Genomic DNA, 25,242 nt, shown 5'->3' with positions numbered 1-25,242 from the left:
TACTTGATGAAAAAAGTTGGTTTCTTTCGCTCTATACACGTAAAATTTGTTATCATTTATGTCCTCCTTCTTTTAGTGGCAATGCAAATAATTGGGGTTTATTTTGTCAGGCAGCTTGAAGAAACATTACGAACCAACTTCCAGACATCGTTAAAAGAACGGGTGAATTTGCTTGCCTATAATATTGTTGAGGAAATGGAAAAGGAACGAACGCCTGAAGACCCAACACTCGAGGAAGATATTAGGGAAATTCTCCATGATTTCGATGCAGGGGATATCTCAGAAGTCCAGGTAATTGAAAACAGATCTCTAAAAATACTAGGTACCTCTGATCAAAACAATCAAGGAATAGTCGGTCAAAGGACAACAAGGCTTCAAGTGAAACAATCGATGGTGTTAGAAGAAGATCAAAGTGCCATCAAAATTGACAAGCAAACCGGCCACCGGATCTGGGTCCTCTCTACCCCAATTAAGTCTGGGAAAAAGGTAATTGGCTCCATATATTTAGTCGCAAAAATTGAAAATGTGTTTGAACAAATGAAAACCATTAATAAGATTTTTGCAACAGGCACAGGCATCGCTTTAGCGATTACGGCCGTATTAGGTATTTTATTAGCTCAAACCATTACAAGACCAATCGCCGATATGAAGAAACATGCACTAGCGATGTCAAAGGGGAATTTTTCGCGTAAGGTTAAAGTTTACGGACATGATGAAATTGGCACGCTAGCAATGACCTTTAACCATTTAACAAAAAAACTTCAGGAAGCACAGGCGATGACAGAAGGGGAACGAAGAAAGCTGTCATCGGTTTTGTCGTATATGACTGATGGTGTGATTGCAACAGACAGAAAAGGCCGGGTTATTTTAATCAACGAGCCTGCTGCCGAAATGCTGAATGTTTCACGTGAAACAGTTCTTTCCCAGCCAATCGTCTCTTTATTGGATTTAGACGATACTAATACATTTGAAGATCTTTTGGAGGAAAAGGATTCATTAATTTTAGATTATAGTACAAAATCTGAACGCTATATTCTACGTGCAAATTTCTCTGTTATTCAAAAAGAAACAGGATTTGTCAATGGCTTGATTGCCGTCTTGCATGATATTACGGAGCAGGAAAAAATTGATGCTGAAAGACGAGAATTTGTCGCCAATGTCTCTCATGAGCTAAGAACGCCGCTGACAACGATGCGCAGTTACTTAGAAGCCCTTGCTGATGGTGCGTGGCAGGATACAGAAATTGCACCAAACTTTTTAGAGGTAACGCGGACAGAAACAGAACGAATGATCCGGCTTGTCAATGACCTGCTGCAGCTATCGAAAATGGATAGCACGGATTACAAGCTGAACATCGAGTGGGTGAACTTTGTTGATTTCTACGACCGCATCATCGATCGGTTTGAAATGTCTAAAGAACAAAATGTTACATTTAAAAGAAAGCTGCCTAAACAAGCCATCTTTGTTGAAATTGATGAAGATAAAATGACGCAGGTATTGTACAACATTATTTCCAACGCCTTAAAGTATTCTCCAGAAGGAGGCCAAGTCACTTTTTCGATAAAAGAAAAGGAAGACAAGATGATCGTCAGCGTGTCGGACCAAGGCGTGGGGATTCCAAAAGAGAATATTGGAAAGATTTTTAACCGTTTTTATCGTGTCGATAAAGCGAGGACACGAAAATTGGGCGGTACAGGACTAGGGCTGGCAATTGCAAAGGAAATGGTCAATGCACATGGCGGAGCTATCTGGGCAACAAGTGAGGAAGGAAAAGGAACAAAGATTTCTTTTTCACTGCCATACGAGCGTTCTGAAGAGGATGAATGGTCATGAGATACGAAAATATTAAATCAGGTATTTTAACCGTATTAGTTTTGGTTAGTATTCTGTTAACATGGAATCTTTGGACCTATCAGCCCCACTACGACACAATGGAAAAAAACAAATATTTGGACGAGGTCACAGTAAGTGAAAAACAAGAGGTTCAAAAAATTGTCAGACCTGACCAGGTTCTGTTTCATATAAAGGGACAGCATTATGGAACCAATAACACAGGTGAGCTCGAAAAAATTGTTAAGGACATAAGCCGTTGGTCTATTTTTGATGTAAAAAATTATACTGATAAAGTGGAAAATATTGATGAATTAATCCATAGAAGCGGAAATGCTGAGATTATTTTTCCAGGAGAGGTTCCAGTAGAATTATATCGAAGTGTATTAAATTTTGAGGGAAAAAGGGTACCTTCCTTCAATTTCAATCGAATTATTATTAATGTTGAGGGCTTGGATAAGGAAAATGGAATTGTGTACTTTGTTTCCTCTGAAAACCAGCAAGTCTATATCAGTCATATTTCATCAGCGAATTTGAATGAGTTTAATCAGGAATTTTATAAAAATGCAAACCGGTATCCGCAGTATTTTGCCTATAAAGTATCGGAAAGACGTACGCTCTTCCTGCCTGATGGTGAAACAGAAATGACGACGTACAAATATTTGCCAGTTGCCCTTAACTCAGATGAATTCAAGGATGCACTCTTTAGCGATCCAAGTTTTGTTCAGAAAAGCTTTGTTCCTCATGGAGAAGAGTACACGAACGACTCGAGTAAAATGAATATCAATTACGATACCAATATCCTTCGCTATGTGAACCCGACAGCAGAGGATAATTATCTTGACAGTTCCTATGCTTTAGTCAAAAGAAGCATTGATTTTGTGAATGAGCATGGCGGATGGACGGACCCATTTCGTTTTGTTTCGAAAAGTGAATATAAACGGTCTGTCACCTTTCGTTTATACAGTATGGATGGTTATCCTGTTTTTAACGACAAAGGGCTATCTGAAATTACTGAGGTTTGGGGTCGGGATGAAATCAATATGTATGTCCGCCCGAATATTTCGTTGATGCCATTAACGATGGAGATGCAAAAGGTTACGCGTCCATCAGGACATGAAGTCTTGGAGTTTTTACAAAATAAAAAGAATTTTAAGCCAGAGCTTCTTGAAGAACTGATCTTGGGCTATCGGATGGAAAGGGATTCGGAGGAGAATAAATTAATCCTTTTGGAACCTGCCTGGTTCTATCGTTATGATAAAATCTGGGGACAAATTACGATGGATGAGATAGGAGGTTTGAAGCATGGATTGGAGTAAAATTAAAACCATTTTTATCATTACATTCCTGATCCTTGACGTGTACCTCTTATTTCAATTCATGAAAATTCGTGATTCCAATAAATATGAAGTTGCAACCGAGGCTTCTTTTGAAGAAAAGCTAAAAGCGGATGAAATCACATATGAGGCGCTCCCAAAGGCACCGATTAAGAATCAATATTTAAGTGCAAAACCAAGAACTTTTACAAAAAATGAAACCGCAAAACTTAAGGGCCAGACGGCTGTAGTGAAGGATCCTGGTACAACGCTTCTGATGACACTTGATAAGCCGCTGCAGTTAAATTCCAAATTTGAACCATCAGAGCTCTTTAGTTTTTTTAAGGAAAACATCCTTTACGGTGAACACTATCAATTTTGGGAGAAAAATGATAAAAAAAATACCATTACCTATTTTCAGCAATATGATAATTTTCCCTTATATCAAAATATAAATGGAATGATTACATTTAATCTTAATGCTGATAATCAAATTATTTCCTATCAGCAAACCTATTTAGAGGATATTGAAAAATTGACGGATAAAGAGGAAATTCTCCCTCCATTAAAGGCCATTGAAACCTTGCATCAAAAGGGGGTATTAAAGCCGAAGAGTAAGATTACCAAGGTTGAGCTTGGTTATTCGACCCTCGTTGGCTTAGCTGCTTCCCAAGTGTTAGCACCAACCTGGCGCATTGTCGTCAATGATAAGGAAAGTCTTTTTGTAAATGCCTTTGAAGGGCAGATTATTCAGTTTAATAGCGATGATAATAGTAAAGTGGAGTGAAAAAGTATGTCGTTGCGATATAGCATCCTAGCAAGCGGGAGCACAGGTAACGCCTTGTATGTAGAGTCTGATGAACATTCCTTTCTAGTGGATGCTGGGTTTAGCGGGAAGCAGATGGAGTCGCTTTTCGGACAAATTGATCGTGATATCAGCAAGCTTTCTGGGATCTTTGTCACGCATGAGCATAGCGATCACATTAAAGGGATTGGTGTTCTTGCCCGGAAATATCATTTGCCTGTTTATGCAAATGAAAAAACATGGAGGGCGATGGAAAGCTCGGTAGGTGTGATTCCAACAGAGCAAAAGTTTGTTTTTAATATGGAAACGGTGAAGAGCTTTGGTTCTACTGATATTGAATCGTTCGGTGTCTCGCATGATGCTGCAGAGCCGATGTTTTATGTATTCCATCATTCCGGGAAAAAACTTGTTTTAATTACTGATACAGGTTATGTAAGTGATCGGATGAAGGGAACAATCTCAAATGCCGATGTCTACATTTTTGAATCAAACCACGATGTGCAAATGCTGCGCATGGGCAGATATCCTTGGAACATTAAACGGAGAATTTTAAGTGATGTCGGCCATGTCTCCAATGAAGATGCGGCACTTGCAATGAGTGATGTGGTGGGTGATCGAACGAAGCGGGTCTATCTCGCCCATTTAAGCCTCGATAATAACATGAAGGACTTAGCGAAAATGGCGGTAACACAAACCCTTGAGAGCTGCGGTCATATTGTTGGAGAACAGTTCGAGCTATATGATACAGATCCGAAAATACCAACCATTTTAACAGCAATATAGTGTAAAAAGAATGAAGTTGTCTTTTTTAAGGGCACTTCATTTTTTGCGTAGAAATGGGGCGAAGCACCGCAAAACGAATGAGTCTATCCAATCAAGGTGAAATATATTAAGTTACGCTGCTAGCTAAGAGCAGCCAAGCTCTGCTCACACCGCCTATATTATATAGGGTTGATTCTTTGAATGAAGTAATGTATTTCTAAAATAGATAGAGATGTAAGATATCATTTACGGTTATTGTGAAAAAACTATGAACAAATTGGGAAGTTTTTCTTAATTGTATGCAATTTTTTAGTAATTTAAGGATGGAGGATTATAATTGTTATTATAAGCCAAAATAGAAAATAGCAACCTTTTCGAAGGAGAGGAATAGTGTAAATGGGTTATTATGACGAGTATTCACAAGAGCGTTATCGGGGGCAAAAAGGAAAAAGAGGAGGTTATTTTCTCGCTAGCTTAGCGGGAGCAATTATTGGCGCAATTATAGTGATTCTTGCCCTTCCAACCTTGTCCAATCAAGGTGTCCTGCCTTATACAATTAGTCCCAATCAAAATACGGCGACAGAAACAAACAAAACGAATCAGCAAAAAGTCACTAAACAGATTTCATATGATGTAACTACCGATATTACAAAAGCAGTTGATAAAACAGGTGAGACTGTTGTCGGTATTAACAACATTCAATCAACAAGCTTTTGGTCAGAGGATGCTAATGCAGAAGAGCCTTCAGGGACAGGGTCAGGTGTAATTTATAAAAAAGAAGGAAATAAGGCCTTTGTTGTAACGAACCATCACGTTGTAGAGGGAGCTACTAAACTGGAAGTAACAATGTCAGATGGGACGAAGATACCTGCAAAGCTCTTAGGAAGCGATATTTGGACTGATTTAGCTGTTTTAGAAATCGATGCAAGTAAAGTAAAAAAGGTGGCGGAATTCGGCAATTCCGATAGTTTAAAAATGGGAGAGACAGTCATCGCGATAGGAAATCCACTCGGTGCAACTTTTTCCGGATCGGTAACACAAGGAATTATCTCCGGGCTAAAACGGACCATCCCTGTAGATATTGATCAGAATGGCGTTGTTGACTGGCAATCAGAGGTTTTACAAACCGATGCTGCAATTAATCCAGGTAACAGCGGTGGAGCGTTAATCAATATGGCAGGCCAAGTGATTGGGATTAACTCGATGAAAATTGCCCAGCAGGCTGTTGAAGGAATTGGCTTATCGATTCCTATAAATTCTGCCAAGCCAATTATTGATGATCTCGAGAAATTCGGCACCGTAAAACGTCCATATATGGGTGTTGATTTAAAATCGGTTGAGGAAATACCTGCATATTACCAAGAGGAAGCATTGAAACTCCCTCGTGATGTGAATTACGGTGTAGCACTGCGTCAAGTTGTACCAAATTCTCCAGCAGCGCAAGCCGGATTAAAGGAGCTCGATGTTATCGTCGAAATGGACGGGGAAAAAATAAATGATGTCATTGACCTTCGGAAACATTTGTATCAGAAAAAGAAAATTGGCGACAAAATGTCGATTAAATTTTACCGTGATGGGAAGCAAAAGGAAACAACCTTAACATTGACGGGAGAAAAATTGCAATAATTGTGCTGTGTAAGGCAGGAGAGTGATTCGTTCACTTTCCTGTTTTTTATTATGGTATTATAAATGAGGTCATAAGTTAAGTATGATTGCTGATAGAAAAGAAAAAATAAGAATAACGATGTAGTTCGGGAAGGTGAAAATTAATGATTTATAGCTGTGAGGAACATATAGAAATTGCATTAGATGATATTGTCGATCAATATCAAACATATCCGGTATTATCAAAAATCCCTGTGGATAAATCATCAACAAGCTGTGAATATTGTGAAAAACAGGCTGTATATATGGTGGCGAACAAGTGATTCCATACAAGATGTGGATAAAAAATGTGAATATGTGGATAACTACTGTGGATATCTTGTTTGTAAGCTGTTTGTAATCTAATTAAAAGGGTTGTGGATTGTGAATATCTCGATCATTACAGTTGGTAAGTTAAAAGAGAAATATTTAAAGCAGGGCATTGAAGAGTATTTAAAGAGATTATCCGCCTATGCAAAGGTAGATGTCATTGAAGTTGCAGATGAAAAGGCACCTGAAGAATTAAGCGATCTGGAAATGGTCCAGGTGAAGCAAAAAGAGGGCGAAAGAATTCTCGCAAAGATTGGCCAGGATACATATGTGATTGCGTTAGCCATCCAAGGAAAGCTGGGTTCATCCGAAGAACTTGCCGATAGGTTAGATAAACTAGCGACATACGGAAAAAGTAAAATTGCCTTTGTGATCGGCGGTTCATTAGGCTTGAGTGAGGAAGTAATAAATCGGTCTAACGAACAACTATCTTTTTCCCGAATGACCTTCCCCCATCAGCTAATGAGGTTGATATTGGTGGAACAAATTTACCGAGCATTTCGGATAAATCGAGGGGAACCGTACCATAAGTAAATGAGGTTTTTTTAAGTCTTCTATATCCAAGCCGACAAAGCTCTTATTAACTTAGTGAAAAAAAGCCGCTCTCCTATACGGAAAACGGCTTTTGGAAGCTATAAGTATTGATAAGAGACCCTCGGGGCGGAAATCACAATGATACTTCCATCCTTCTCTTCTACATCAATTCGAAAAGTATTCGGATTACCTGAAATCAAAATGTCAGCATATGTATCTAAGTTTTGTTTATTAATCTTATAATGAATATAGGTATGCTTACCAAGGTTGAATCGAACTAGAATTTTCTTATGTTTATCTTCACAAAAAATCACTTCGTGAAGAGTAACATTTGTCAGTTCCTTCCCAACCAGTGAACCCAATCTCTCTATAACATCTGCGTTATTAATCATGCCTAAATTCCCTTTCCAAGCTAATACGAAAATTATAAATAAATATACACCTATTTTAAATGGAACACAAAAAAATGCAATAGGGGAAACCAAACCATAAATAAAGGCTGTTTTTTAAAAATTAAACCTGCAACTAACTTGTAATTATCGAAAATGAAGCTCAAACCGTTAGACGAATTTTTGAGCTTTACACAAAGGGCCATGGTTAATAGTCGATTGCCAACACAGTTAACAAAGATGGACATCGTAGCAAAAAGGTGGATTATTTGCGATTAATACTATTAAGACCATCTTATCTAATCCAGTTTATAATGGTTTCATCCGATAAAATGTCCGAAGAGATTGGAATTCAAAAAGAAGAAATAATATTAACCCAGACCCAGTGTTAGTAAAAGGGCATCAAGAGCCAATTATTTCAAATGAAATCTGGGAAAAGGCACAGTCCCTTCTAAAAAATCGGAGCTACAGACCAAATAGGATTAATAGCGGTGAGTTTCCTCTTACGGGTCTAATGAAGTGCCCTGCCTGTGGAGCTGGAATGGTTCTAGGAAGAACTACTAACAGAAACAAGGATGGCTTTAAGCGGGTCCTTAAGTATTATTGTGTGGGGCATGGAAAAACAAAGGAACTGTCGCCTGCAACTAAAATGGAGCAAGAACTGAGTATGCAGATGAATTTGTAATTAACAGAATTGCCACTCTTGCAAATAGCAAAAAACTAATAAAAGATGTTGTTGCTAGAATCAATGTAGGCATGAATAAAGATAAAATTGTAAAAGTACCTCTTTTAGAAGGGAAATGGGCAGCATATGAAGATTACTTGAAGAATGGTTCTCTATTATTAGCAAGTATGTACTTTTCCAAAGAGGGTAACTTTACGAAGGACATATAATATCTTAAAAGTCAATTAAATTCCAGGTCTTGTAAATTATAAATAGAATATCTTGACGAAAATGCATATAAGCTTTACTTATATCCGACACCTTCTGATGCAGATGGTAATACAATTTCTGAGGAACCATTCTAAAGAAACTTCATTATTTATGTAACCAGTAGAGATACATTTGAACTTGTTTATTACGATACTAATTTATATAGAAATAGTATAACAATGAAAAGAGAATAGAAAAGAAATAAAAACCTCATTTAGATGTGTTGCGGTGAACCGTATCACAAATAGAGGCAAAAAAAGTTGTAAATAAGGTGGTATTTTGTTGTCAGAAGCGGGTATTGGCTGTGAATAGCTATCTTCATTATCCGTTTTTCGATACAACATGTGGATAAGTGTAAAGGTCTTGGAAATGTTGACCTCTGAAAAATCAAATTCGATTTCAATAGTATCAACCGTACGTGATTGACCATTTGGATGTTTAATTGTAATTTTTTGAAGTAAGAGTTGGAGCAAATGTTTTTGCCTGTCTCTCGATGCTTGTTTATAGACTAAAAGAAATTGTTCTAAGAGAATTTGGATTAGTTCTGGTTGAATAATTTTTGCATCAGAAGAGCTTAAAAGTACGGTTATTTCGTTTTTCTTTTGTTCTAACGTTGTTTTTTCATTAGAAACCTTCTGTAACCTTTCTTGAAAACCATTATAGGAAAGGTTTTTTGTTCGAATGCTTCTAAATAGCGATCCTGTAAACTTCATCTGAAATAGTGGCCTCATGCTGTCCTTCTACAAGGATTGGGTTAGGATTCTTTCCTTTTCTCCGCTTCGTATCCCAATTTTCAATTTTTAACCAACTATTTTTACCGTTATAAATAACATTATCTAAGATTGTTGCTACACCATTGATGGAAAACTGACGATTATGTTTAGTTTGGTATCCTGCTTTTTTAAGGTGGTTAGCAAGTGCTTTTAATCCTTTTCCATTGGAGTATAGATGATAAATTAGTAGCACTACTTCTGCTTCCTTCGGATTGATAACAAGCTCCTTCTCAATCGTGTCGTATCCAAACACACAACCACCGTTTCAGGAGCCTTCTAATGCCCTCTGTTTCATTCCGAGCTTAACGTTTTCTGAAAGTGTATTTCGCTCCATTTCTGCAATCGAAGCCATCAGTTGGACGATCAGTTTGCCGTTTGGGCTCGATGTATCAAAATTCTCAGAGTAGGATATAAATTTCACATCATACTCTTCGAACTTATCTAGTAGCACAAGAGTATCCAACATATTACGTGAAAGGCGTGAAATTTTCCATACAAGTACAGCTTGAAATTTAGCCTTATCAACATCTGATATAAGTCTTTGCATTGGCTGTAATCAATGAACTTTTAGCCTAATAACAACATCTCTGTGAAAAGATTTTAAAAGTCATAAAGAGTACATCTAATTTTGGTAGACTATTTTATATTCAAATTAAAAAAATGATAGCAGCAATAAAATTAACAAGTAAAGGTTGGTTTCGTATGTTTCAAATTTTAGTAGTCGAGGACAATAAAAATTTACTTCTTCTAATGAAATCGCGACTTGAGCGGGCCGGTTACAAAGTGCTGCAAGCAGAAAATGGGCAAGAAGCACTTCGCCTATTAGAGAGCTTTCAGGTCGATTTGATGATCAGTGACATCATGATGCCTAAGATGGATGGCTTCGAACTGATTGAAGCTCTTCGGGAAGCAAATTTCAATATGCCAATTCTAGTAGTGACAGCTAAAGAAGGCTTTGAGGACAAGGAAAGAGGCTTTCATTTGGGCACCGATGACTATATGGTAAAGCCGATTGACATGAATGAAATGATTCTTAGGGTGGCAGCTCTTTTAAGACGTGCCAAGATTACGAATGAACATAAAATTTTGATTGGAGAAATCGTATTGGACTACGATACTTTGACAGTTTCTGGCCCAGACATAGCGGTCGAATTGCCGAAAAAAGAGTTTCTCTTACTTTTTAAATTGCTCAGCTATCCAAAACAAATCTTCACAAGGGAGCAGCTGATGTCTGAAATATGGGGAATGGACTCTGATTCAGACGAACGAACAGTGGATAGCCATATTAAAAAGCTGCGTAAAAAATTTGACAACAGACCCGAGTTTAAAATTGTAACAATTCGGGGACTCGGTTATAAGGCGGTGAAAATGGATGATGAGTAAAATTTCGAAATCGATTCGTGCAAAGGGGACATTGATTGCTATTGGAATTCTGTTTTTCTCTTGCTTTGTTTCTACTGCCATCACAACCATTTTGTACTTAGTTTCCTTCGACAAAAACATGAACATCCGAGAATCGCACGAGATTTTCAGTAGTCTAATGTTTCTGTCTTTTTTCCTTTGTATGGCACTGGGAAGTACACTATTATATACTGCTATGCGAAAAATTACTGGGCCAATTATCCGAATTAGCGAAGCAGCAAAAGCCGTTTCAAAGGGTAATTTCTCAATCAAAGTAATGCAGCAAAGTGACGATGAAATTGGTACATTAGCAAAAAATTTTAACATGATGACACAAGAGCTAAACAATATGGAATATCTCCGAAAAGACTTTATTAGTAATGTGTCGCATGAATTCAAAACCCCGATTGCTTCCATTCAGGGTTTTGCAGAGCTGTTGCAGGATAAAAATTTATCGGATGAGAACTTCCAAACCTATACAAATATCATTATTGAAGAAACAAAGCGCTTAAGTCATTTGAGCTCTAATATGTTGCGACTTACGAAGCTGGACCACCAATTGATACCTGAAAGTGTAAAACCCTTTTCCCTTGATGAACAAATTCGAAAAACAATCGTTCTATTAGAAGAAAAATGGTCGAGGAAAAACTTAGTGCTTAATATTGATTTGGATTCAATTACCTTTACAGGCGATGAAGCACTAATCCAACAAATTTGGCTGAATTTGATTGAGAATGCGATAAAATTTTCAACAGAAATGGGACAAATTTTTATCAAAGCGAAGAAATTTCCGAGCCATATCTATGTGGAAATAAAAGACCAAGGAATCGGTATTAGCAAACAAAATCAGGTCCGTATTTATGAAAAATTCTTTCAAGCTGATAAGTCACATTCGAAAGAGGGAAGTGGTCTAGGGCTTGCCATAGTGAAAAAAATCGTCGAAATTTGTGGGGGAGATATTAAGTTTATCAGCGAACTCGGCAGAGGGACAACCTTTGAAGTGAATCTACCGGTGCATAATGAATAAAGTGGACTAGAAATGTTAAGGACAAGTCATATTGAGGTCATAATCTTACTGTATAAATAATGTGAATAAAAAAGGTAGAAGGGAGCTACTAAAGATGAAAAGAAATATCTTTATTATTGGTGTGATTACTGTTGCAGTTGCCTCAGTTGCATTCGTTAAACCAGTACAATCTTTCGCACTGGATGCTTTGTCTATTTTCCGCGTAAGTAATGTCAAAACTATTGAAATTAGTATGGCTGATATTCAAGAAGGCATGCAAACATTCTCTCAATTGAAAGAGGATTTAAAAGGCCAAATGTTTAGCCACGAGCCGGTAATCAATGTTGTTTCTGAACCGAAACCTGAAATGAAGCAATTGAAAGCTGCTGAAGAATTTGAAGCATTCAAATTACGTTTACCAAAAGCATTTGAATCGCAAAATCCGAAAATTTCAGCGATGGATGCTAGTGAAATGAAATTCATTGTAAACGTAGATGCTGCAAACGAAATGTTAACTGCTCTAAAAAGTCCTAAAAAACTCTCAAACAAATTGAACAATGTTGAACTGAACATGAAATCTTCTGCCGCTGCGTTTGTTCAGTACGATGACATGCTATTTTTCGCGACACAGAAATCATATTTAGATGGACCAAAAGCAGCTAAAAATGAACTGCGTGATGTGATGTTAAATCTACCTTTAATACCTTCACATTTACATAGTGAATTGTCTGACATTGAAGAAAACAGTACTGACATCTATCTTCCTGTCCTTCAAGGGTTTGGGAGAGAAGTGGATTTAGGCGGAAAAAGTGGTTATATCTACACTTTGTCTGATTTAAAATCATTAACTGGTAATATGCCAGAAGGTATGAAAATGAATGATTCATACAAACACCAGGAAGTGAAGAAGGACGCATCATTACCAGCAGATCATCAAGCAAAAGTAGATGAAATGAATAAAAAATTTATTGCAAAATATGGTGAAGCAAAATTTGCAGCACTGAAAGAAGCACATCATAAGGCTTTGAAAGAAATGCCGAATATGGATAATGCATCAATCTTGCTTTGGACAAAAGATGGAAACTTATATGGCTTAATTGGTAATAAATCGGATGCAAAGCTTTCTGAAATTGCAAGGAGTGTACGTTAATGATCATCGAAACAGTTGATCTTACCAAAAAGTATGGAAATAAGATCGCTTGTGATCGAATTAATCTTGCTGTAGAAGAAGGACAAGTCTATGGGTTTCTTGGTAGAAACGGAGCAGGTAAAAGCACTTGTATTAAAATGTTAACAGGGCTTGTGTTCCCGACGTCAGGAAGTGGCACGATACTTGGAAAACCACTTGGAGATGTCTCAGCTAGAGAAAGACTGGGGTATTTGCCCGAACTTTTTCGATATCAAGACTGGATGACTGGACTGGATTTACTAAATTTCCATGCACAACTTATTAAGCTGAAGAATAAAAACGATCAAATTAAGCGAGTACTGAAGTTAGTTGGATTAGAAGGACAAGAAAAGTACAAAGTCGGGTCCTACAGTAAAGGAATGCAGCAGCGCATTGGCCTTGCCTGTGCGTTGCTACCAAATCCTCAATTGCTTTTTCTCGATGAGCCTACTTCCGCACTTGATCCAATTGGTCGGAAAGCTGTAAGGGATATCATTATTGCCTTGAGAAACGAAGGCACTACCGTTTTTCTAAATAGTCATCTACTGAGCGAAGTAGAAGCGGTTTGTGATAGCGTGACTATTATCCATAAAGGTACAGTCGTGAAATCTGCACCTATGAAGGAGTTATTAATGGATAAAATTACATTAACTGTTTGCGCTAAAGGTATTTCTAATGAATTGTTGGCAAAAATTCAAAACCAATATCCTTCATTTCAAAAACTTGAAGATAGTAATTGGACAGTTACAATAAATAGTTCCGAAGATATCCCATTTATTTCAGAGAAACTCATATCAGGTGGAGCATCATTGTACGAACTAACACCACATCGTGAAACGTTGGAAACAGCATTTATGAATATAGTTGGTGAGTCAAAGAAAGAAGCAACTAGCTTTGTTCACCAAAGTGAGGAGGGATTCCCATCTTAGCAATTCTTACCTCAACTTTACAAGAAGCAATTCGTAAAAAAACGTTTATCGTTATGGGAATTGTTACAGGTTTATACTTAATATTTTGGGCAATCATGGTCAATTATTTTCCGAATTCATCTATTACTCATGGGATGACGGTAGACCAGTTTAGATTGTTTGCCCTTCAAATGGTATCAAAAATGGGATTTCAATTTTCAGCAATGCTAATCGCACTTTTAACGATTATGCTTGGTTCTGGAACGATTTCAACAGAGATGGAAACTGGGCTGATTCAGGGTGTTCTTTCACGTCCGATACGTCGATACGAGTATGTTCTTGGTAAGTTCTTTGGACTTGTGCTAATTGCCTGCGCTTATGCAACCATTCTTTTCATACTAATTCTTGTAATCGGAGCTGCATTTGGATTAAGCACATTTACTAGTTTGAATTTTTCACAAATCTTACTTGGGTGGATGCTCTATTTATTGCTTCCGATCGCGATTCTGTGCCTCACGATCTTTGGTTCTGTTACTATGAAAGCAGTACCGAACGGGATTTTAATCATTTTTATCTACATCCTCGGAAATGTAGGTGGCATGGTTGAAATGATTGGGCAGTTCTTGAATAAAAATTCAATTATTGGAACTGGGATTTTCATTAGTCTAATTTCACCTTTCCAAACGATTTACAGTACGATGGAGCGAGTAATGGTTCCTAATTCACAAATTGCTGGGAATGTAATGTCAGGTGCAAGTATGTCAGGTAGTGGTGAACCATCGAGCGTCTGGATGTTTGTCTACATTGGGTTATACATGTTAGGATTCTTATTTCTTGCTATTCGTAAGTTTTCTCGGAAAGATATTAGTTAAGTTATTAGCGGTGAATTAAAAGGCCAGTCTCCTATTGATTTATTTCGTTGGGTCTGGCCTTTTTTTAATGGCTTATTACAATGTTAGTAAATATTTTATCAAAGCATCTGGTTCTTGCTGAGAAAAATCGGTTGAAGCATCTATCCAATATTCATGCCCTTGCCCTGTTACATTTGATTTCCTTAGGTTTTCCGAAGTCTGATTTGCTTTTATGACTTGAGTTCTCAAATCTTTATCTACTAATGCGCGTAAACTGTTATACGGGTCAGGTAAAATACCTTTATTTAACGTTCCTTCTATACCTAAAGAGGTGAACCGTATCATAAGTAAATGAGGTTTTTGCGAAAAAAGTAACAGCACCCTTTAATTTGGTGGAGAGGTGCTGTTTTGTTATTTGAATCCCTAGATGAACATTTGTTGCATGGATGGTTGTTTTTGCTCAATCAGGATTTCCTTATCCAAATGAAGAAAAAGAATGACCAAATACAAAAAATGGCTAAATTCCTCCACTTGCGCTTTTGCTTACTTTAATATTCTCCTTTAATTACAAAATACGAGCCCCGAATTGTTCCAGCTAGTTTCGACTTCTGCCTAGCAAACTTAAACTTTCCTTCTAGCTCCTTTGGTACCTCCATCCCCTCAGAAAGCTTAAAACCAACGGCCCGCTTCTTAGGGTCATCAACCGTATACATGACGTTAACCGAAAGACCATCCTCATAAAAGACGTAGGCCATTTTGATATTTTCCACTTGAAAACGTGACGTTTCTAAAGGTTTGGCCGCAAACTCAATATCACGTTCTTCTTTCAAAATTCGGTTCACATAATCAAGGGTCTCGCAGGACTCGCTAGCTGGTACAACCGTAAATTCATGTTTGTATTTGTTCATAAAGTAACGGGCTTCATTAGCACGTAAACCAGCAAGCGCTTCTACTACAGGTGAAGGCTCTAAACCAACTGTAGACACATTTTTAAAATCAACGGTATAGGACAATTCCATCTCTCCTTTTATTTCTTTATTTCCTAACAACCGGAATCCACATTTCACCAAATACTAAGCCGTTTCGCTGCCCCATCTCAACCGACGTATTTGGTCCGCCAACATAGGCAAAATTCTTTGCTTCTGGCAAGACTTGACCAAAGGCAATACCAGTAAGCATATTACTCAATTCACCAGCCGTCGCTGCTTCCCCTTTTACAACCAGGTATTCTCCTTTAGGAAATTGAATCACTCTGGATGCTTCTGGTAATGATGCCTCTGTCATGACGCCAGCATAATGCATCATCTTGTTATTCACGGCTTCATTTACGGTAAAAATGTAGTCATTTGTGGCTACGGCTTTTAACATGCTAAGCCTTCCATCTTGTTTGACGGCTGACCAAAAGTCTGCCTTTTCCTTGTTTATGCCAGCATAGTCTGTGTAATCGCTCTTAAGCTCAGTTCCAATACCTAAAACGGTAAAACTGTCTTTTTCTTCAAGGGTATAATCTGCCATATTCAAAACCTACCTCTTTTTTAAATTAATCAAATGATTTATCTTTTCACTTGATGAGTTTATAATAGCCTTAAATCATGTCAAAAAATGATACTGTTTAGGAGGTCCCGATGAAAAAAGTTGAACGGATTAATATCATTATGCGATATATCAACAACCGCTCCCACTTTACGATTTCTGAAATCATGCGAGAATTTAACATCTCTCGTTCGACAGCTATTAGAGATATCAGAGAAATTGAAGCCATGGGGATGCCACTTGTTGCTGAAGTTGGAAGGGATGGGGGTTATTTTGTCATGAACAACTCTGTCCTGCCCACTGTTCGCTTTACTGATAATGAGATTAAAGCTCTTTTTATTGCCTTTATGGCCACAAGAAATCAACAACTCCCTTATCTAAAGAGTCGTCAGTCTTTAGCTGAAAAATTACTAGGCCTCATCTCAGAAAACCAGCAAGATGACCTTGTTCTTTTAAATCGAATCTTGCTTTTTGAAGGGACCAATCCGAATAATCCCGACCTACTTGATCTGTCAGACCTCCCCCATCCCATGTTAGAAAAACTCATCCAATTCCTTCTTTTGGATAGCTATTTATTGATTACCATCGAAGAAGAGAAGGTAATAAAGTCTTATCCAATTTATCTCTTGCACCTTTATCGTGAAAAAAGTCTTTGGCTGATTGAAGGTTTTGACTTAAAGGATGAAAAGAGAAAGATTTTCCCTGTCGACAATCTCACCAATGTCAAACCAGACTCTACGAAAAAAAGATTAAGTAAGAAAAAGATTTTAGCAAAATTAAGTAAGCAGGAAGAAGTAATTAACCTTGTTCTTGAACTTGGTCCAAAGGCGATTGCCCAGTTCAAAAAATACCATCCTTTAAAAGTTTCAATTTCCTATACGAATCCTTACCAAACCACAGCCATTCTAAAGACTTTTATCAATGCTAATAATTCTGAAGAATTGACCGAAATAACAAATTGGCTACTTTTCCTAGGTGGGGATATCAAGGTCAGGGAAGTTCCAGAAGAAGTCTTAGAAGGTATACAAGAGAGATTATTCTTATTTTGCCCATAAGCAGTGCTAGTTAAAACCCAAATTATTTTGAGCTTGGCCAGTTGCCAGTTACTCTTTATTTTCGTACACTCAGAAAAGATAGGGATTTCGGAATGTTGGAAATACTTTAAAAGGGAAATAGGATTTTTATTAGTACTGTTCTTTATTGAATTTCTAGTAAATTCATTTTAGTAAAAAAAGGTTAAACCTCATTTAGATGCGTTACGGAGAGCCGTATCACAAGTAACGGCGGAATTTAGAGGGTGTGGGTTCACTGGTAACTGCAAACGAAAGCCATAACTTGAGTTAAGGCTTTTCAGGCTGTCGAAAAACCATCGACAGCCTATTATTATATCCACAAACTTTAACGATTCCCCTTTTTTTAAGTCAAAAAAACTCTGAAATTCGAGGTTTAGATTCCCGTATAATAAAAAATTGCCGAGAAAAAATACCCCTTTCTATTTTTACTGCCAAATTGTATGGAAGACTCCTGCTAAATCGCATCGTTCATAGGTGTGAGCGCCGAAGTAATCCCGTTGTGCCTGCAATAAGCTGGCATTGGAAGTGCCTTTTCGATAACTGTCATAATAAGAAAGGGAAGCACTTAAACAAGGGAACGAGATGCCGGAAACGACGCCTTCACAGACAACTTTCCGCAATCCGATTTGGTATTCTTTCACCTTTTCAGCAAAATATGGGGCGATTAGCAAATTAGCCAAATCTGGCTGCTCTTGATACGTTTGACTGATAACGTTTAAAAATTCTGCACGAATGATACAGCCGCCGCGGAAAATGAGTGCGATATCCTTTAAAGGCAGGTCCCATCCGTAAAGTTTAGAAGTCATTTTATACTGTGTAAATCCTTGAGCATACGCACAAACTTTACCCATATACAATGCCTGTCTAATGTACTCAATCCACAAATGCTTATCTAAGTTCTGCGGATCCATCTCTGGCCCTGACAGGATATTTTCAGCGTTAACCCGTTCTTCTTTTAAAGAAGATAGATAACGGGCAAATAATGATTCTGTAATAATCGATGCTGGGATTCCATTATCAATAGCTTGAATACTTGTCCATTTACCAGTGCCTTTTTGTCCTGTTTTATCGAGAATCACATCAATCAATGGCAAGCCTGTAAGTTCATCTTGCTTCCTTAAAATTTCTGCCGTGATTTCGATTAAATAGCTTTTTAGCTCACCTTGATTCCACATTTCAAAGATCTCAGCAATTTCTTCAACCGATAAATGTAATTTTTCTCTTAAGAATGTGTAGGCTTCAGCAATCAATTGCATATCAGCATACTCAATCCCGTTATGTACTATTTTCACAAAGTGACCTGCACCTTTTGGACCAATATACGTACAGCAAGGGTCACCTTCCACTTGGGCTGCGATTTTCGTAAGAATAGGAGCAGCTTTTTCATAGACGTCTTTATCGCCGCCTGGCATGATAGAAGGACCTGTTAAAGCACCGACTTCTCCGCCAGATATACCAATTCCTAAATAACCGATTCCATTAGACTTCAGGTCATCATATCTTCGTGCTGTATCCTCGTAATGAGAGTTACCTCCGTCCATAATCACATCGCCTTTTTCAAGAAAAGGTATTAATGAGCCTATCACCGAATCGATTGCTTTACCCGCAGTAACCATCACAAAGATTTTTCTTGGAGTTTCTAATGACTGGACAAAATCTTGAATTTGGTAGTAAGGAGTAATTGCTTGTCCATCAAGTTTTTGGACGAGTTGATCGGTTAGATCCCTTGTATAATTATAAACAGCGACATGCTCACCTTTATTCGCCATGTTTAAAGCTATATTACTGCCCATTACCCCTAAACCAATAACACCAATTGTATTTAACATCTAGTTATACTCCCTTTTATAAGATTAATAGGCAGTAAAACCCCTGTGTTTTAAGTAGGGTTTTACTGCCATGAAGGCTTATACAAATAAGCTTAGTAATAGAATAAATCCTAGTCCTGCTACGGAAATAATCGTCTCAAGCAAGGTCCAAGTTGCAAATGTTTCTTTCATGCTTAAACCAAAATACTCTTTGAACATCCAGAAACCAGCATCGTTTACGTGGGAAGCAATCAAGCTACCCGCACCAGTTGCAAGTACCACTAAAGCTAAGTTAACGTCAGATTGTCCTAACATTGGAATAACTAAACCAGCAGTTGTTAAGGACGCAACAGTTGCTGAACCTAAAGAGATACGTAAGATTGCAGCAATAATCCAGGCAAGAAGGATAGGAGATAAGGCTGTTCCTTTGAATAATTCAGCAACATAGTCACCTACACCGCCATTAATCAATACTTGTTTGAAGGCTCCGCCGCCCCCGATGATTAACAGCATCATCCCAATATGTGAAATTGCAGTTGTACAAGATTCCATAACATTTTTGATAGGAATTTTTCTAGCTAATCCCATAGTATAAACAGCAACTAATAAAGAGATCAACATCGAAGTACCAGCATCCCCAATAAAGCGGATTGCTGCTAGGAAACCATTATCTTCAAATCCCATTGTTTTTTGCAGCAAAGTAATAATCGTAGCAATTGACATTAATATTACAGGAAGTAAAGCGGTAAAAACACTGATTCCAAAACCAGGCGTTTCTTCAAGTTTAAATACTTTCTGTTCCCCTAATGAGGCAATATTGCCCGTTTTTGTAAAAGATGCAGGTACTAGCTTTTTAGCAATCTTCGTAAATACAGGTCCCGCTAAAATAACCGTTGGAATCGCAATAATGAAACCGTAAAGTAATACTTCACCAATGTTTGCACCATATTCACCAGCAATAACGGTTGGTCCTGGATGTGGCGGCAGGAAACCGTGTGTGACGGATAAAGCTGCAGCCATCGGAATACCGAGATACAAAATAGAAATCTTTAATTGTCTTGAAATGGCAAATACGATTGGAATTAATAATACAAGTCCTACTTCAAAGAATAAAGCAACACCAATGATGAAAGAGGCAGCAACGACAGCCCATTGGATATTCTTTTCACCAAATTTGTTAACGAGTGTCATGGCAATTCGCTGTGCGCCACCTGAATCGGCAATCAGCTTACCTAACATCGCCCCAAGTCCAAAGATTAGCGCTAAGTGGCCAAGTGTTCCGCCTAGTCCTGCTTCAATGGTTTTGACAATTTCTTCTAAAGGCATTCCGAGTGCTAAAGCAACACCAAAAGATACGATGATCAAAGAAATAAAGGTGTTTAATTTGAAGCCCATGATTAAAATTAGTAATGCTAAAATTCCAATTGCAACAATAACTAATGGCATCTTATCTCCCCCTAAAATTTTATATTGTTGTGTTTAATAAACTTCTTTGATAGTTGGCAATCCGAGTATAATCGTCTGTTAATACTCGGGAAAGATGAATAAAAATCGGTAGTAACTGTCTATATTCTTTAGCTGCCTCTTCTTTAGGTGTGTGTTTGTAGGTGCTTCCGACCATTTCAGAAACAACTTCAAAGGAGTCAATTTTTCCTGTCGCATACAGCCCTAAAATGCAGGCACCGAGACATGAGCTTTCGTAGCTTTCTGGTACGACTACTTCAGATTCGAAAATATCGGACATCATTTGCCGCCAAACTTCCGATCTTGCGAAGCCTCCTGTTGCTTGAATCCGGGTTACAGGTCCATCCATACATTCAGTTAAGGCTAGATATACGGTATATAAGTTATATATAACTCCTTCTAATGCTGCACGAATCATGTGTTCTTTCTTATGTGACAAGGTTAATCCAAAAAAGGAGCCGCGGACGTCAGGATTCCATAGAGGTGCACGTTCCCCTGCGAGGTAGGGATGGAACAACAATCCATCTGCACCAGGCCTCACGCGTTCAGCGATCTTGGTTAAAACCTCGTACGGATCAATTCCTAATCTTTTCGCCGTTTCAACTTCTGCTGAAGCAAATTCATCCCGGATCCAGCGTAGAACCATTCCACCATTGTTTACCGGTCCGCCAATGACCCAATGCTTTTCGGTTAACGCATAGCAGAAGATTCTTCCTTTTTCATCGATTTGCGGTTGATCAATGATGGTTCGAATTGCACCGCTTGTCCCAATCGTGACCGCAATCTCACCTTTTCTAATCGCATTTACACCGAGATTGGAGAGGACCCCATCGCTTGCCCCAATGACAAAAGGTGTTTCTGGATCAATCCCCATCTGTTTCGCTAACACTGGATTACAGTTGTTGAATCGTTTAGTTGTCGGGACGAGTTCCGATAAATGATCCCGTGTAACACCGGCAATTTTTAATGCTTCATCATCCCAATCCAATGTTTTCAGATTCATCATCCCCATGCAGGATGCCAGGGAATGATCGACTACATATTGATCAATGAATTTTTTAAAGATATATTCTTTAATTCCGATATACTTTTGAGCCTTGACAGCGATTTCAGGACAGTCATTTACAATCCATGCTATTTTCGTTAATGGTGACATAGGATGAATCGGAGTTCCTGTTCGTTTGTAGATTTCATGCCCATTCAATTCATCTTTTATTTTATGGGCCCATGCTTCACTGCGGTTATCAGCCCACGTAATAACAGGCGAGAGCGGCTGGTCATTTTCGTCTATGGCAATGACACTATGCATCGCACTGCTAAAGGAAATAAACGATAGCTTCTTGGGATGCTTGTTCGTTATGTTCGAAATAGCCTGTAACACAGCCTGGAAAATTTCTTCAGGATCCTGCTCGGCTATTGAAATATTGGGTGTGTAAAGAGGGTAACCGATATTCTCTGTTTGAATGACTTCGCCTTTTTCAGTAAATAATACAGCTTTAGTACTTGTGGTACCGATGTCAACACCTAACATGTAGCTAGTCATTTTCTTGAACGACTCCTTTTGAAAGCATTTGTTGTGACCTCCAAAGGTCCTCTACTTTACCTTGCACGTCATCAAAATTTTGGTGCAAGGACTTAATCATAAGGTTTCTATCTTTTGTTCTGATGGCTTCAATATAAAGCTCATGATTGTTGATAATCCGAGTGAAGTCATCATATTTGTCTTTGAATCGGCCGCGCATCGATAAAAGTATGAAGCTTTCCATAACCGGCTTTAAATTATTCCAAATCATGAGGATATAGGAATGATTAACGGCCCGAATAATCGTTTCATGGAATAAAACATCCTGGAAGGAAAACTCATCTGCATCACAGTACTTTATCGCAACTTTCATCATTTCAAGGATTTTACTAAGTTCTTTTACTAACTCACTCGTCTCCATTCGTGCAAGCCGTTCAAATACAAACGTTTCTATTAATAACCGGACATCATAGATTTCTTCAATTTCTTTTTCGGATAAACCTATGACAACAGCACCCATTCTTTCCAATCGGATGATGTTTTCGGATGCCAGTATTTTTAATGCTTCCCGGACGGGTGAACGACTTACAGAAAAATCCGCTGCTAATTTATTTTCAGATAAGATGGTACCGCTTTCAATCATGCCGGAAATAATCTGCATTCGAAGTTCGTATGCCACGCGATCACCGGCTGAGGCTTTTGAAAGCCATTTTTCAGGATATAAAAATTCCCTTGATTCGGACATAAATCCACCTTCTTTATTATTCAAGTATACTTGTATACAAGTATAATAACAGAAATGTTCTATTTTGCAAGCGCTTTTATTAATCTATTTATAGGGTTTTGTCGAAATTTATTAGATAAACACTAGAAAACGGCTTTATAATCGTTTCACGTGAAACAGTTATCAGGTCGTTAGAATAGAGAAAATGTTCGTTAGGGCAGGAGTTTGGTACGATGAAGTGAAGTAATCAGAGTGAAGATTGAGAACACCTTAATAGGAGGATTGAAATGATTAAGAATTTAGGTACTGTCGCAGTTTATGTAGAAGGTCAGCAAAAGGCAAATGAATTTTGGACAAGAAAAGCCGGATTTGAGGTAACGGCTGAGCGTCCCATGGGACTAAATATATTCTGGTTAGAGGTTGCATCTAAAGAGCCCAAACCCGGTTAGTACTCTATCCAAAAAGCATGATGCTGGGTTCAAAAGGAATGAAGGCGTCGATTGTATTTGAATGTGAGAATGTAATGGAAACATATAAAACGTTGAAGGAAAATGGCGTGTCACTAATTGAAAACCCAGAGTCTCTGAACGAAATTCATACTTCAACAGCGTAGACGTTTGGTCTATGTGAAAAAGAGCCAGTCTTTAGTTAATTCTTTGGATATAGAAACCAAGGTATTAAATGAAAAAGTTTAAGCAACATTTTTCATTAATGGTAATCGTTTCTATGATGAAGAGCTTGAAAAGGCAATGGTTGAAAAAGCAGAGATAAAATAAAAAAACACTTAAGGAATTGAGTAAATTATTGAAAATCACTGGAAATAAAACACAGAACCTTTGATCTATCTTTGGATTGAGGGTTCTTTTTAAAATTCAGATAGAGAGGCCAAGGTGAACCCTACCATAAATAAATGAGGGTGGTGTCCTTGTATGCCTTCTATTTAGTGGTGAAAAAGAGAGCTAGGATTTAAGTAGGAAAGGATGCATTAAACAAAATTAATAGGGTAGTCCCAGAATAAAGTGTCCACCCCCTCAACCTACAACATATAGCTGAACTTTTCTTAATAACCTGCAATATATTGAGTGTTAAGTGAGGGGGTCAGACCCTTTTGAAATATCCCCATTTTATAATAACCCAGTATGATCTAATTCTCGATGCTGATCTTAAACATAGGGAAAAACGAGAACATGCCGCAGCTTGAATATCCGAAGAATTTGCACGGCAGAACAGATTGATTTATGTTTCGTATAGTCTTAAATAAACAAACTAAATAGAAACTGCTGCTTCCTTTTTATGTTCCAATTTCCGATAAGCAAGCGCAAGCAGCATCGACGGTATGGTACAAACAATCATCCCGATAAAGGCGTATCTTGGCTCGATTTCGTATAAATAACCGCCGAACATCGTGAACACCGCAGTACTCCAGCTAAGTGCCAGCGCTGAATACATGCCTTGTACTTTCGGAATCTGCGGATGTGGAATATTTTTGATTAAATATTTCATAAAGGCATAATGCCCCATTGCAAATGAGCATGCATGCAATGTTTGAGCGATACAGAAAACAATAACATTTGGAAAGGCAAATACTAATATCCAACGTACGGATGAACCAAGTGCTGCTAGTGTTAGTAAGGAGCCTACTGAAAATTTATGAAAGCTCTTATCTGCGATTGAGAAGAAAATGATTTCTGCGATCACGGCAATGTTAATAATCACACCAATTAAATATTTAGGTGCATGGATTTCTTGTAAAAAAATATAGCCGTAGCTGTAATAAGAAGCGTGTGCCGCTTGCAGTAAAATCACAATTAATAGCACCAGACCAAAATTTTTGATGCGAAATAATTTCAGCATACCGTCTCTATTTGTTTGATCTGCTTGCGGTTTTTTAGATAAAACAATGGGTGCACGCATAAAACCAAGACACACGAATACCAATGTGCCGAGTAACAGCGCCCATAAAATCACTTCATCTCCAAACGCCCCTGTAAAGACGGTTAAGATCATGCCGGCCACGACAAACCCGATGGATCCCCACGAACGGCTCTTCCCGTAATGTCTTAATTGATTACTTTGCGCTAGTACGCCAGCCGCACTATCTAAAGCAGGCATCAACATTGGGTAAAAAAAATGCAAAAGTAACGTTACCACAAGTAAGCTAACAAAGGAACTCGCTGGAATACTACACAGAATGGCAATTAGTGTGCCAATTGCCATCCCATTTAATAAGGTTTTACTACTAAATTTCCTCGATAAATAAGGAAACGCAAATAATGTAGAAAGGCCTCTTGCAACCAAACCTAAGCTCATAATCAAACTAGCTTGTGAAACCGTAAGCCCTTTTGTATGAATCATCCATCCAGTCCAATAGGGTAGAAAAACGCCCCATGTCATATAAAAACTAAAAAACTGTCTACTCATCCAGCGTTGTGTGTTCATTCTGTATCCCCCTCATTGTTTGCATGAT

General features: G+C 38.0%; 25 protein-coding genes. 14 read left to right on the top strand and 11 right to left on the bottom strand.

Going from position 1 to position 25,242, the window contains the following annotated elements; genetic code table 11:
- The first annotated feature begins 6 nt into the window (after positions 1-6).
- From walK to rlmH, 7 genes are all read left to right on the top strand, one after another.
- Entirely contained in the window at positions 7-1,833 is a 1,827-nt protein-coding gene (gene walK, locus QNH20_RS26765) for a cell wall metabolism sensor histidine kinase WalK (protein ID WP_283923523.1), read from the top strand.
- A complete protein-coding gene (locus QNH20_RS26760) occupies positions 1,830-3,149 on the top strand; it encodes a YycH family regulatory protein (RefSeq protein ID WP_283920937.1) in 1,320 nt (439 codons plus the stop codon). Before walK ends, QNH20_RS26760 begins: the two co-directional genes overlap by 4 nt.
- A complete protein-coding gene (locus tag QNH20_RS26755; RefSeq protein ID WP_283920936.1) occupies positions 3,136-3,933 on the top strand; it encodes a two-component system regulatory protein YycI in 798 nt (265 codons plus the stop codon). Before QNH20_RS26760 ends, QNH20_RS26755 begins: the two co-directional genes overlap by 14 nt.
- A 6-nt stretch (positions 3,934-3,939) precedes the next feature.
- A complete protein-coding gene (locus tag QNH20_RS26750; RefSeq protein WP_283920935.1) occupies positions 3,940-4,734 on the top strand; it encodes an MBL fold metallo-hydrolase in 795 nt (264 codons plus the stop codon).
- A 375-nt stretch (positions 4,735-5,109) separates the two neighbouring features.
- On the top strand, positions 5,110-6,339 hold the full coding sequence (locus tag QNH20_RS26745; RefSeq protein ID WP_283920934.1) for a S1C family serine protease: 1,230 nt from the start codon (positions 5,110-5,112) through the stop codon (positions 6,337-6,339).
- A 143-nt stretch (positions 6,340-6,482) separates the two neighbouring features.
- The gene (locus QNH20_RS26740; RefSeq protein ID WP_283920933.1) at positions 6,483-6,641 is read left to right on the top strand and encodes a CxxH/CxxC protein; all 159 of its coding nucleotides are present in this window, start codon (positions 6,483-6,485) and stop codon (positions 6,639-6,641) included.
- A gap of 100 nt (positions 6,642-6,741) precedes the next feature.
- The gene (rlmH, locus tag QNH20_RS26735) at positions 6,742-7,221 is read left to right on the top strand and encodes a 23S rRNA (pseudouridine(1915)-N(3))-methyltransferase RlmH (protein WP_283920932.1); all 480 of its coding nucleotides are present in this window, start codon (positions 6,742-6,744) and stop codon (positions 7,219-7,221) included.
- A 98-nt stretch (positions 7,222-7,319) separates the two neighbouring features.
- Here the strand turns inward: rlmH and QNH20_RS26730 are convergent, their stop codons facing one another.
- The 4 genes from QNH20_RS26730 to QNH20_RS26710 all read right to left on the bottom strand — a co-directional run bounded on the left by QNH20_RS26730 (position 7,320) and on the right by QNH20_RS26710 (position 9,864).
- Complete coding sequence (locus QNH20_RS26730) at positions 7,320-7,613, bottom strand: hypothetical protein (RefSeq protein ID WP_283920931.1); 294 nt, start codon at positions 7,611-7,613, stop codon at positions 7,320-7,322.
- Between the two features lie 1,089 nt (positions 7,614-8,702).
- Complete coding sequence (locus QNH20_RS26720) at positions 8,703-9,257, bottom strand: hypothetical protein (protein WP_283920929.1); 555 nt, start codon at positions 9,255-9,257, stop codon at positions 8,703-8,705.
- On the bottom strand, positions 9,232-9,570 hold the full coding sequence (locus tag QNH20_RS26715; protein ID WP_283920928.1) for a recombinase family protein: 339 nt from the start codon (positions 9,568-9,570) through the stop codon (positions 9,232-9,234). The genes QNH20_RS26720 and QNH20_RS26715 overlap by 26 nt, the downstream gene beginning before the upstream one ends.
- A gap of 12 nt (positions 9,571-9,582) precedes the next feature.
- Positions 9,583-9,864 carry a recombinase family protein gene (locus QNH20_RS26710; RefSeq protein ID WP_283920927.1) on the bottom strand — a complete coding sequence of 94 codons (282 nt, stop codon included), beginning with the start codon at positions 9,862-9,864 and terminating at the stop codon, positions 9,583-9,585.
- 155 nt (positions 9,865-10,019) lie between these two features.
- Between QNH20_RS26710 and QNH20_RS26705 the strand changes: the two genes are divergently transcribed.
- The 5 genes from QNH20_RS26705 to QNH20_RS26685 all read left to right on the top strand — a co-directional run bounded on the left by QNH20_RS26705 (position 10,020) and on the right by QNH20_RS26685 (position 14,672).
- The gene (locus tag QNH20_RS26705) at positions 10,020-10,700 is read left to right on the top strand and encodes a response regulator transcription factor (RefSeq protein WP_283920926.1); all 681 of its coding nucleotides are present in this window, start codon (positions 10,020-10,022) and stop codon (positions 10,698-10,700) included.
- Positions 10,690-11,745 carry a HAMP domain-containing sensor histidine kinase gene (locus QNH20_RS26700; protein ID WP_283920925.1) on the top strand — a complete coding sequence of 352 codons (1,056 nt, stop codon included), beginning with the start codon at positions 10,690-10,692 and terminating at the stop codon, positions 11,743-11,745. The genes QNH20_RS26705 and QNH20_RS26700 overlap by 11 nt, the downstream gene beginning before the upstream one ends.
- 94 nt (positions 11,746-11,839) lie before the next feature.
- Positions 11,840-12,874, top strand: coding sequence for a hypothetical protein (locus QNH20_RS26695; RefSeq protein WP_283920924.1), 1,035 nt, complete (start codon positions 11,840-11,842; stop codon positions 12,872-12,874).
- Positions 12,874-13,821 (top strand): ABC transporter ATP-binding protein, encoded by a 948-nt coding sequence (locus tag QNH20_RS26690; protein WP_283920923.1) that lies wholly within the window; start codon positions 12,874-12,876, stop codon positions 13,819-13,821. The genes QNH20_RS26695 and QNH20_RS26690 overlap by 1 nt, the downstream gene beginning before the upstream one ends.
- A complete protein-coding gene (locus QNH20_RS26685; RefSeq protein ID WP_349632728.1) occupies positions 13,809-14,672 on the top strand; it encodes an ABC transporter permease in 864 nt (287 codons plus the stop codon). Before QNH20_RS26690 ends, QNH20_RS26685 begins: the two co-directional genes overlap by 13 nt.
- A gap of 527 nt (positions 14,673-15,199) precedes the next feature.
- Here QNH20_RS26685 and QNH20_RS26680 read toward each other — a convergent pair.
- Together QNH20_RS26680 and QNH20_RS26675 are read right to left on the bottom strand one after the other, a co-directional pair.
- Positions 15,200-15,664, bottom strand: a complete 465-nt coding sequence (locus QNH20_RS26680; RefSeq protein ID WP_283923521.1) for a DUF8821 family protein — start codon at positions 15,662-15,664, stop codon at positions 15,200-15,202.
- Positions 15,665-15,686: 22 nt separating this feature from the next.
- Positions 15,687-16,166 carry a GyrI-like domain-containing protein gene (locus QNH20_RS26675; protein ID WP_283923520.1) on the bottom strand — a complete coding sequence of 160 codons (480 nt, stop codon included), beginning with the start codon at positions 16,164-16,166 and terminating at the stop codon, positions 15,687-15,689.
- Positions 16,167-16,276: 110 nt separating this feature from the next.
- Between QNH20_RS26675 and QNH20_RS26670 the strand changes: the two genes are divergently transcribed.
- A complete protein-coding gene (locus QNH20_RS26670; protein WP_283920922.1) occupies positions 16,277-17,239 on the top strand; it encodes a helix-turn-helix transcriptional regulator in 963 nt (320 codons plus the stop codon).
- 443 nt (positions 17,240-17,682) lie between these two features.
- Here the strand turns inward: QNH20_RS26670 and gnd are convergent, their stop codons facing one another.
- The 4 genes from gnd to QNH20_RS26650 all read right to left on the bottom strand — a co-directional run bounded on the left by gnd (position 17,683) and on the right by QNH20_RS26650 (position 22,796).
- Positions 17,683-19,086 carry a decarboxylating NADP(+)-dependent phosphogluconate dehydrogenase gene (gene gnd, locus QNH20_RS26665; protein ID WP_283920921.1) on the bottom strand — a complete coding sequence of 468 codons (1,404 nt, stop codon included), beginning with the start codon at positions 19,084-19,086 and terminating at the stop codon, positions 17,683-17,685.
- A gap of 78 nt (positions 19,087-19,164) precedes the next feature.
- A complete protein-coding gene (locus QNH20_RS26660; protein WP_283920920.1) occupies positions 19,165-20,511 on the bottom strand; it encodes a GntP family permease in 1,347 nt (448 codons plus the stop codon).
- A 19-nt stretch (positions 20,512-20,530) separates the two neighbouring features.
- Positions 20,531-22,072 (bottom strand): gluconokinase, encoded by a 1,542-nt coding sequence (gntK, locus tag QNH20_RS26655; RefSeq protein WP_283920919.1) that lies wholly within the window; start codon positions 22,070-22,072, stop codon positions 20,531-20,533.
- A complete protein-coding gene (locus tag QNH20_RS26650; RefSeq protein WP_283920918.1) occupies positions 22,065-22,796 on the bottom strand; it encodes a GntR family transcriptional regulator in 732 nt (243 codons plus the stop codon). Before QNH20_RS26650 ends, gntK begins: the two co-directional genes overlap by 8 nt.
- A 266-nt stretch (positions 22,797-23,062) precedes the next feature.
- Here QNH20_RS26650 and QNH20_RS27180 point away from each other — a divergent pair, with 266 nt between their 5' ends.
- On the top strand, positions 23,063-23,224 hold the full coding sequence (locus tag QNH20_RS27180) for a VOC family protein (RefSeq protein ID WP_481858014.1): 162 nt from the start codon (positions 23,063-23,065) through the stop codon (positions 23,222-23,224).
- 817 nt (positions 23,225-24,041) lie between these two features.
- Here the strand turns inward: QNH20_RS27180 and QNH20_RS26640 are convergent.
- A complete protein-coding gene (locus tag QNH20_RS26640) occupies positions 24,042-25,214 on the bottom strand; it encodes an MFS transporter (RefSeq protein ID WP_283920917.1) in 1,173 nt (390 codons plus the stop codon).
- Positions 25,215-25,242 lie beyond the last annotated feature (28 nt).

Source organism: Neobacillus sp. WH10, assembly GCF_030123405.1.
In the GTDB taxonomy this organism is placed as follows: domain Bacteria; phylum Bacillota; class Bacilli; order Bacillales; family Cytobacillaceae; genus Neobacillus.
This window is presented reverse-complemented; position numbering and strand designations above follow the sequence as displayed.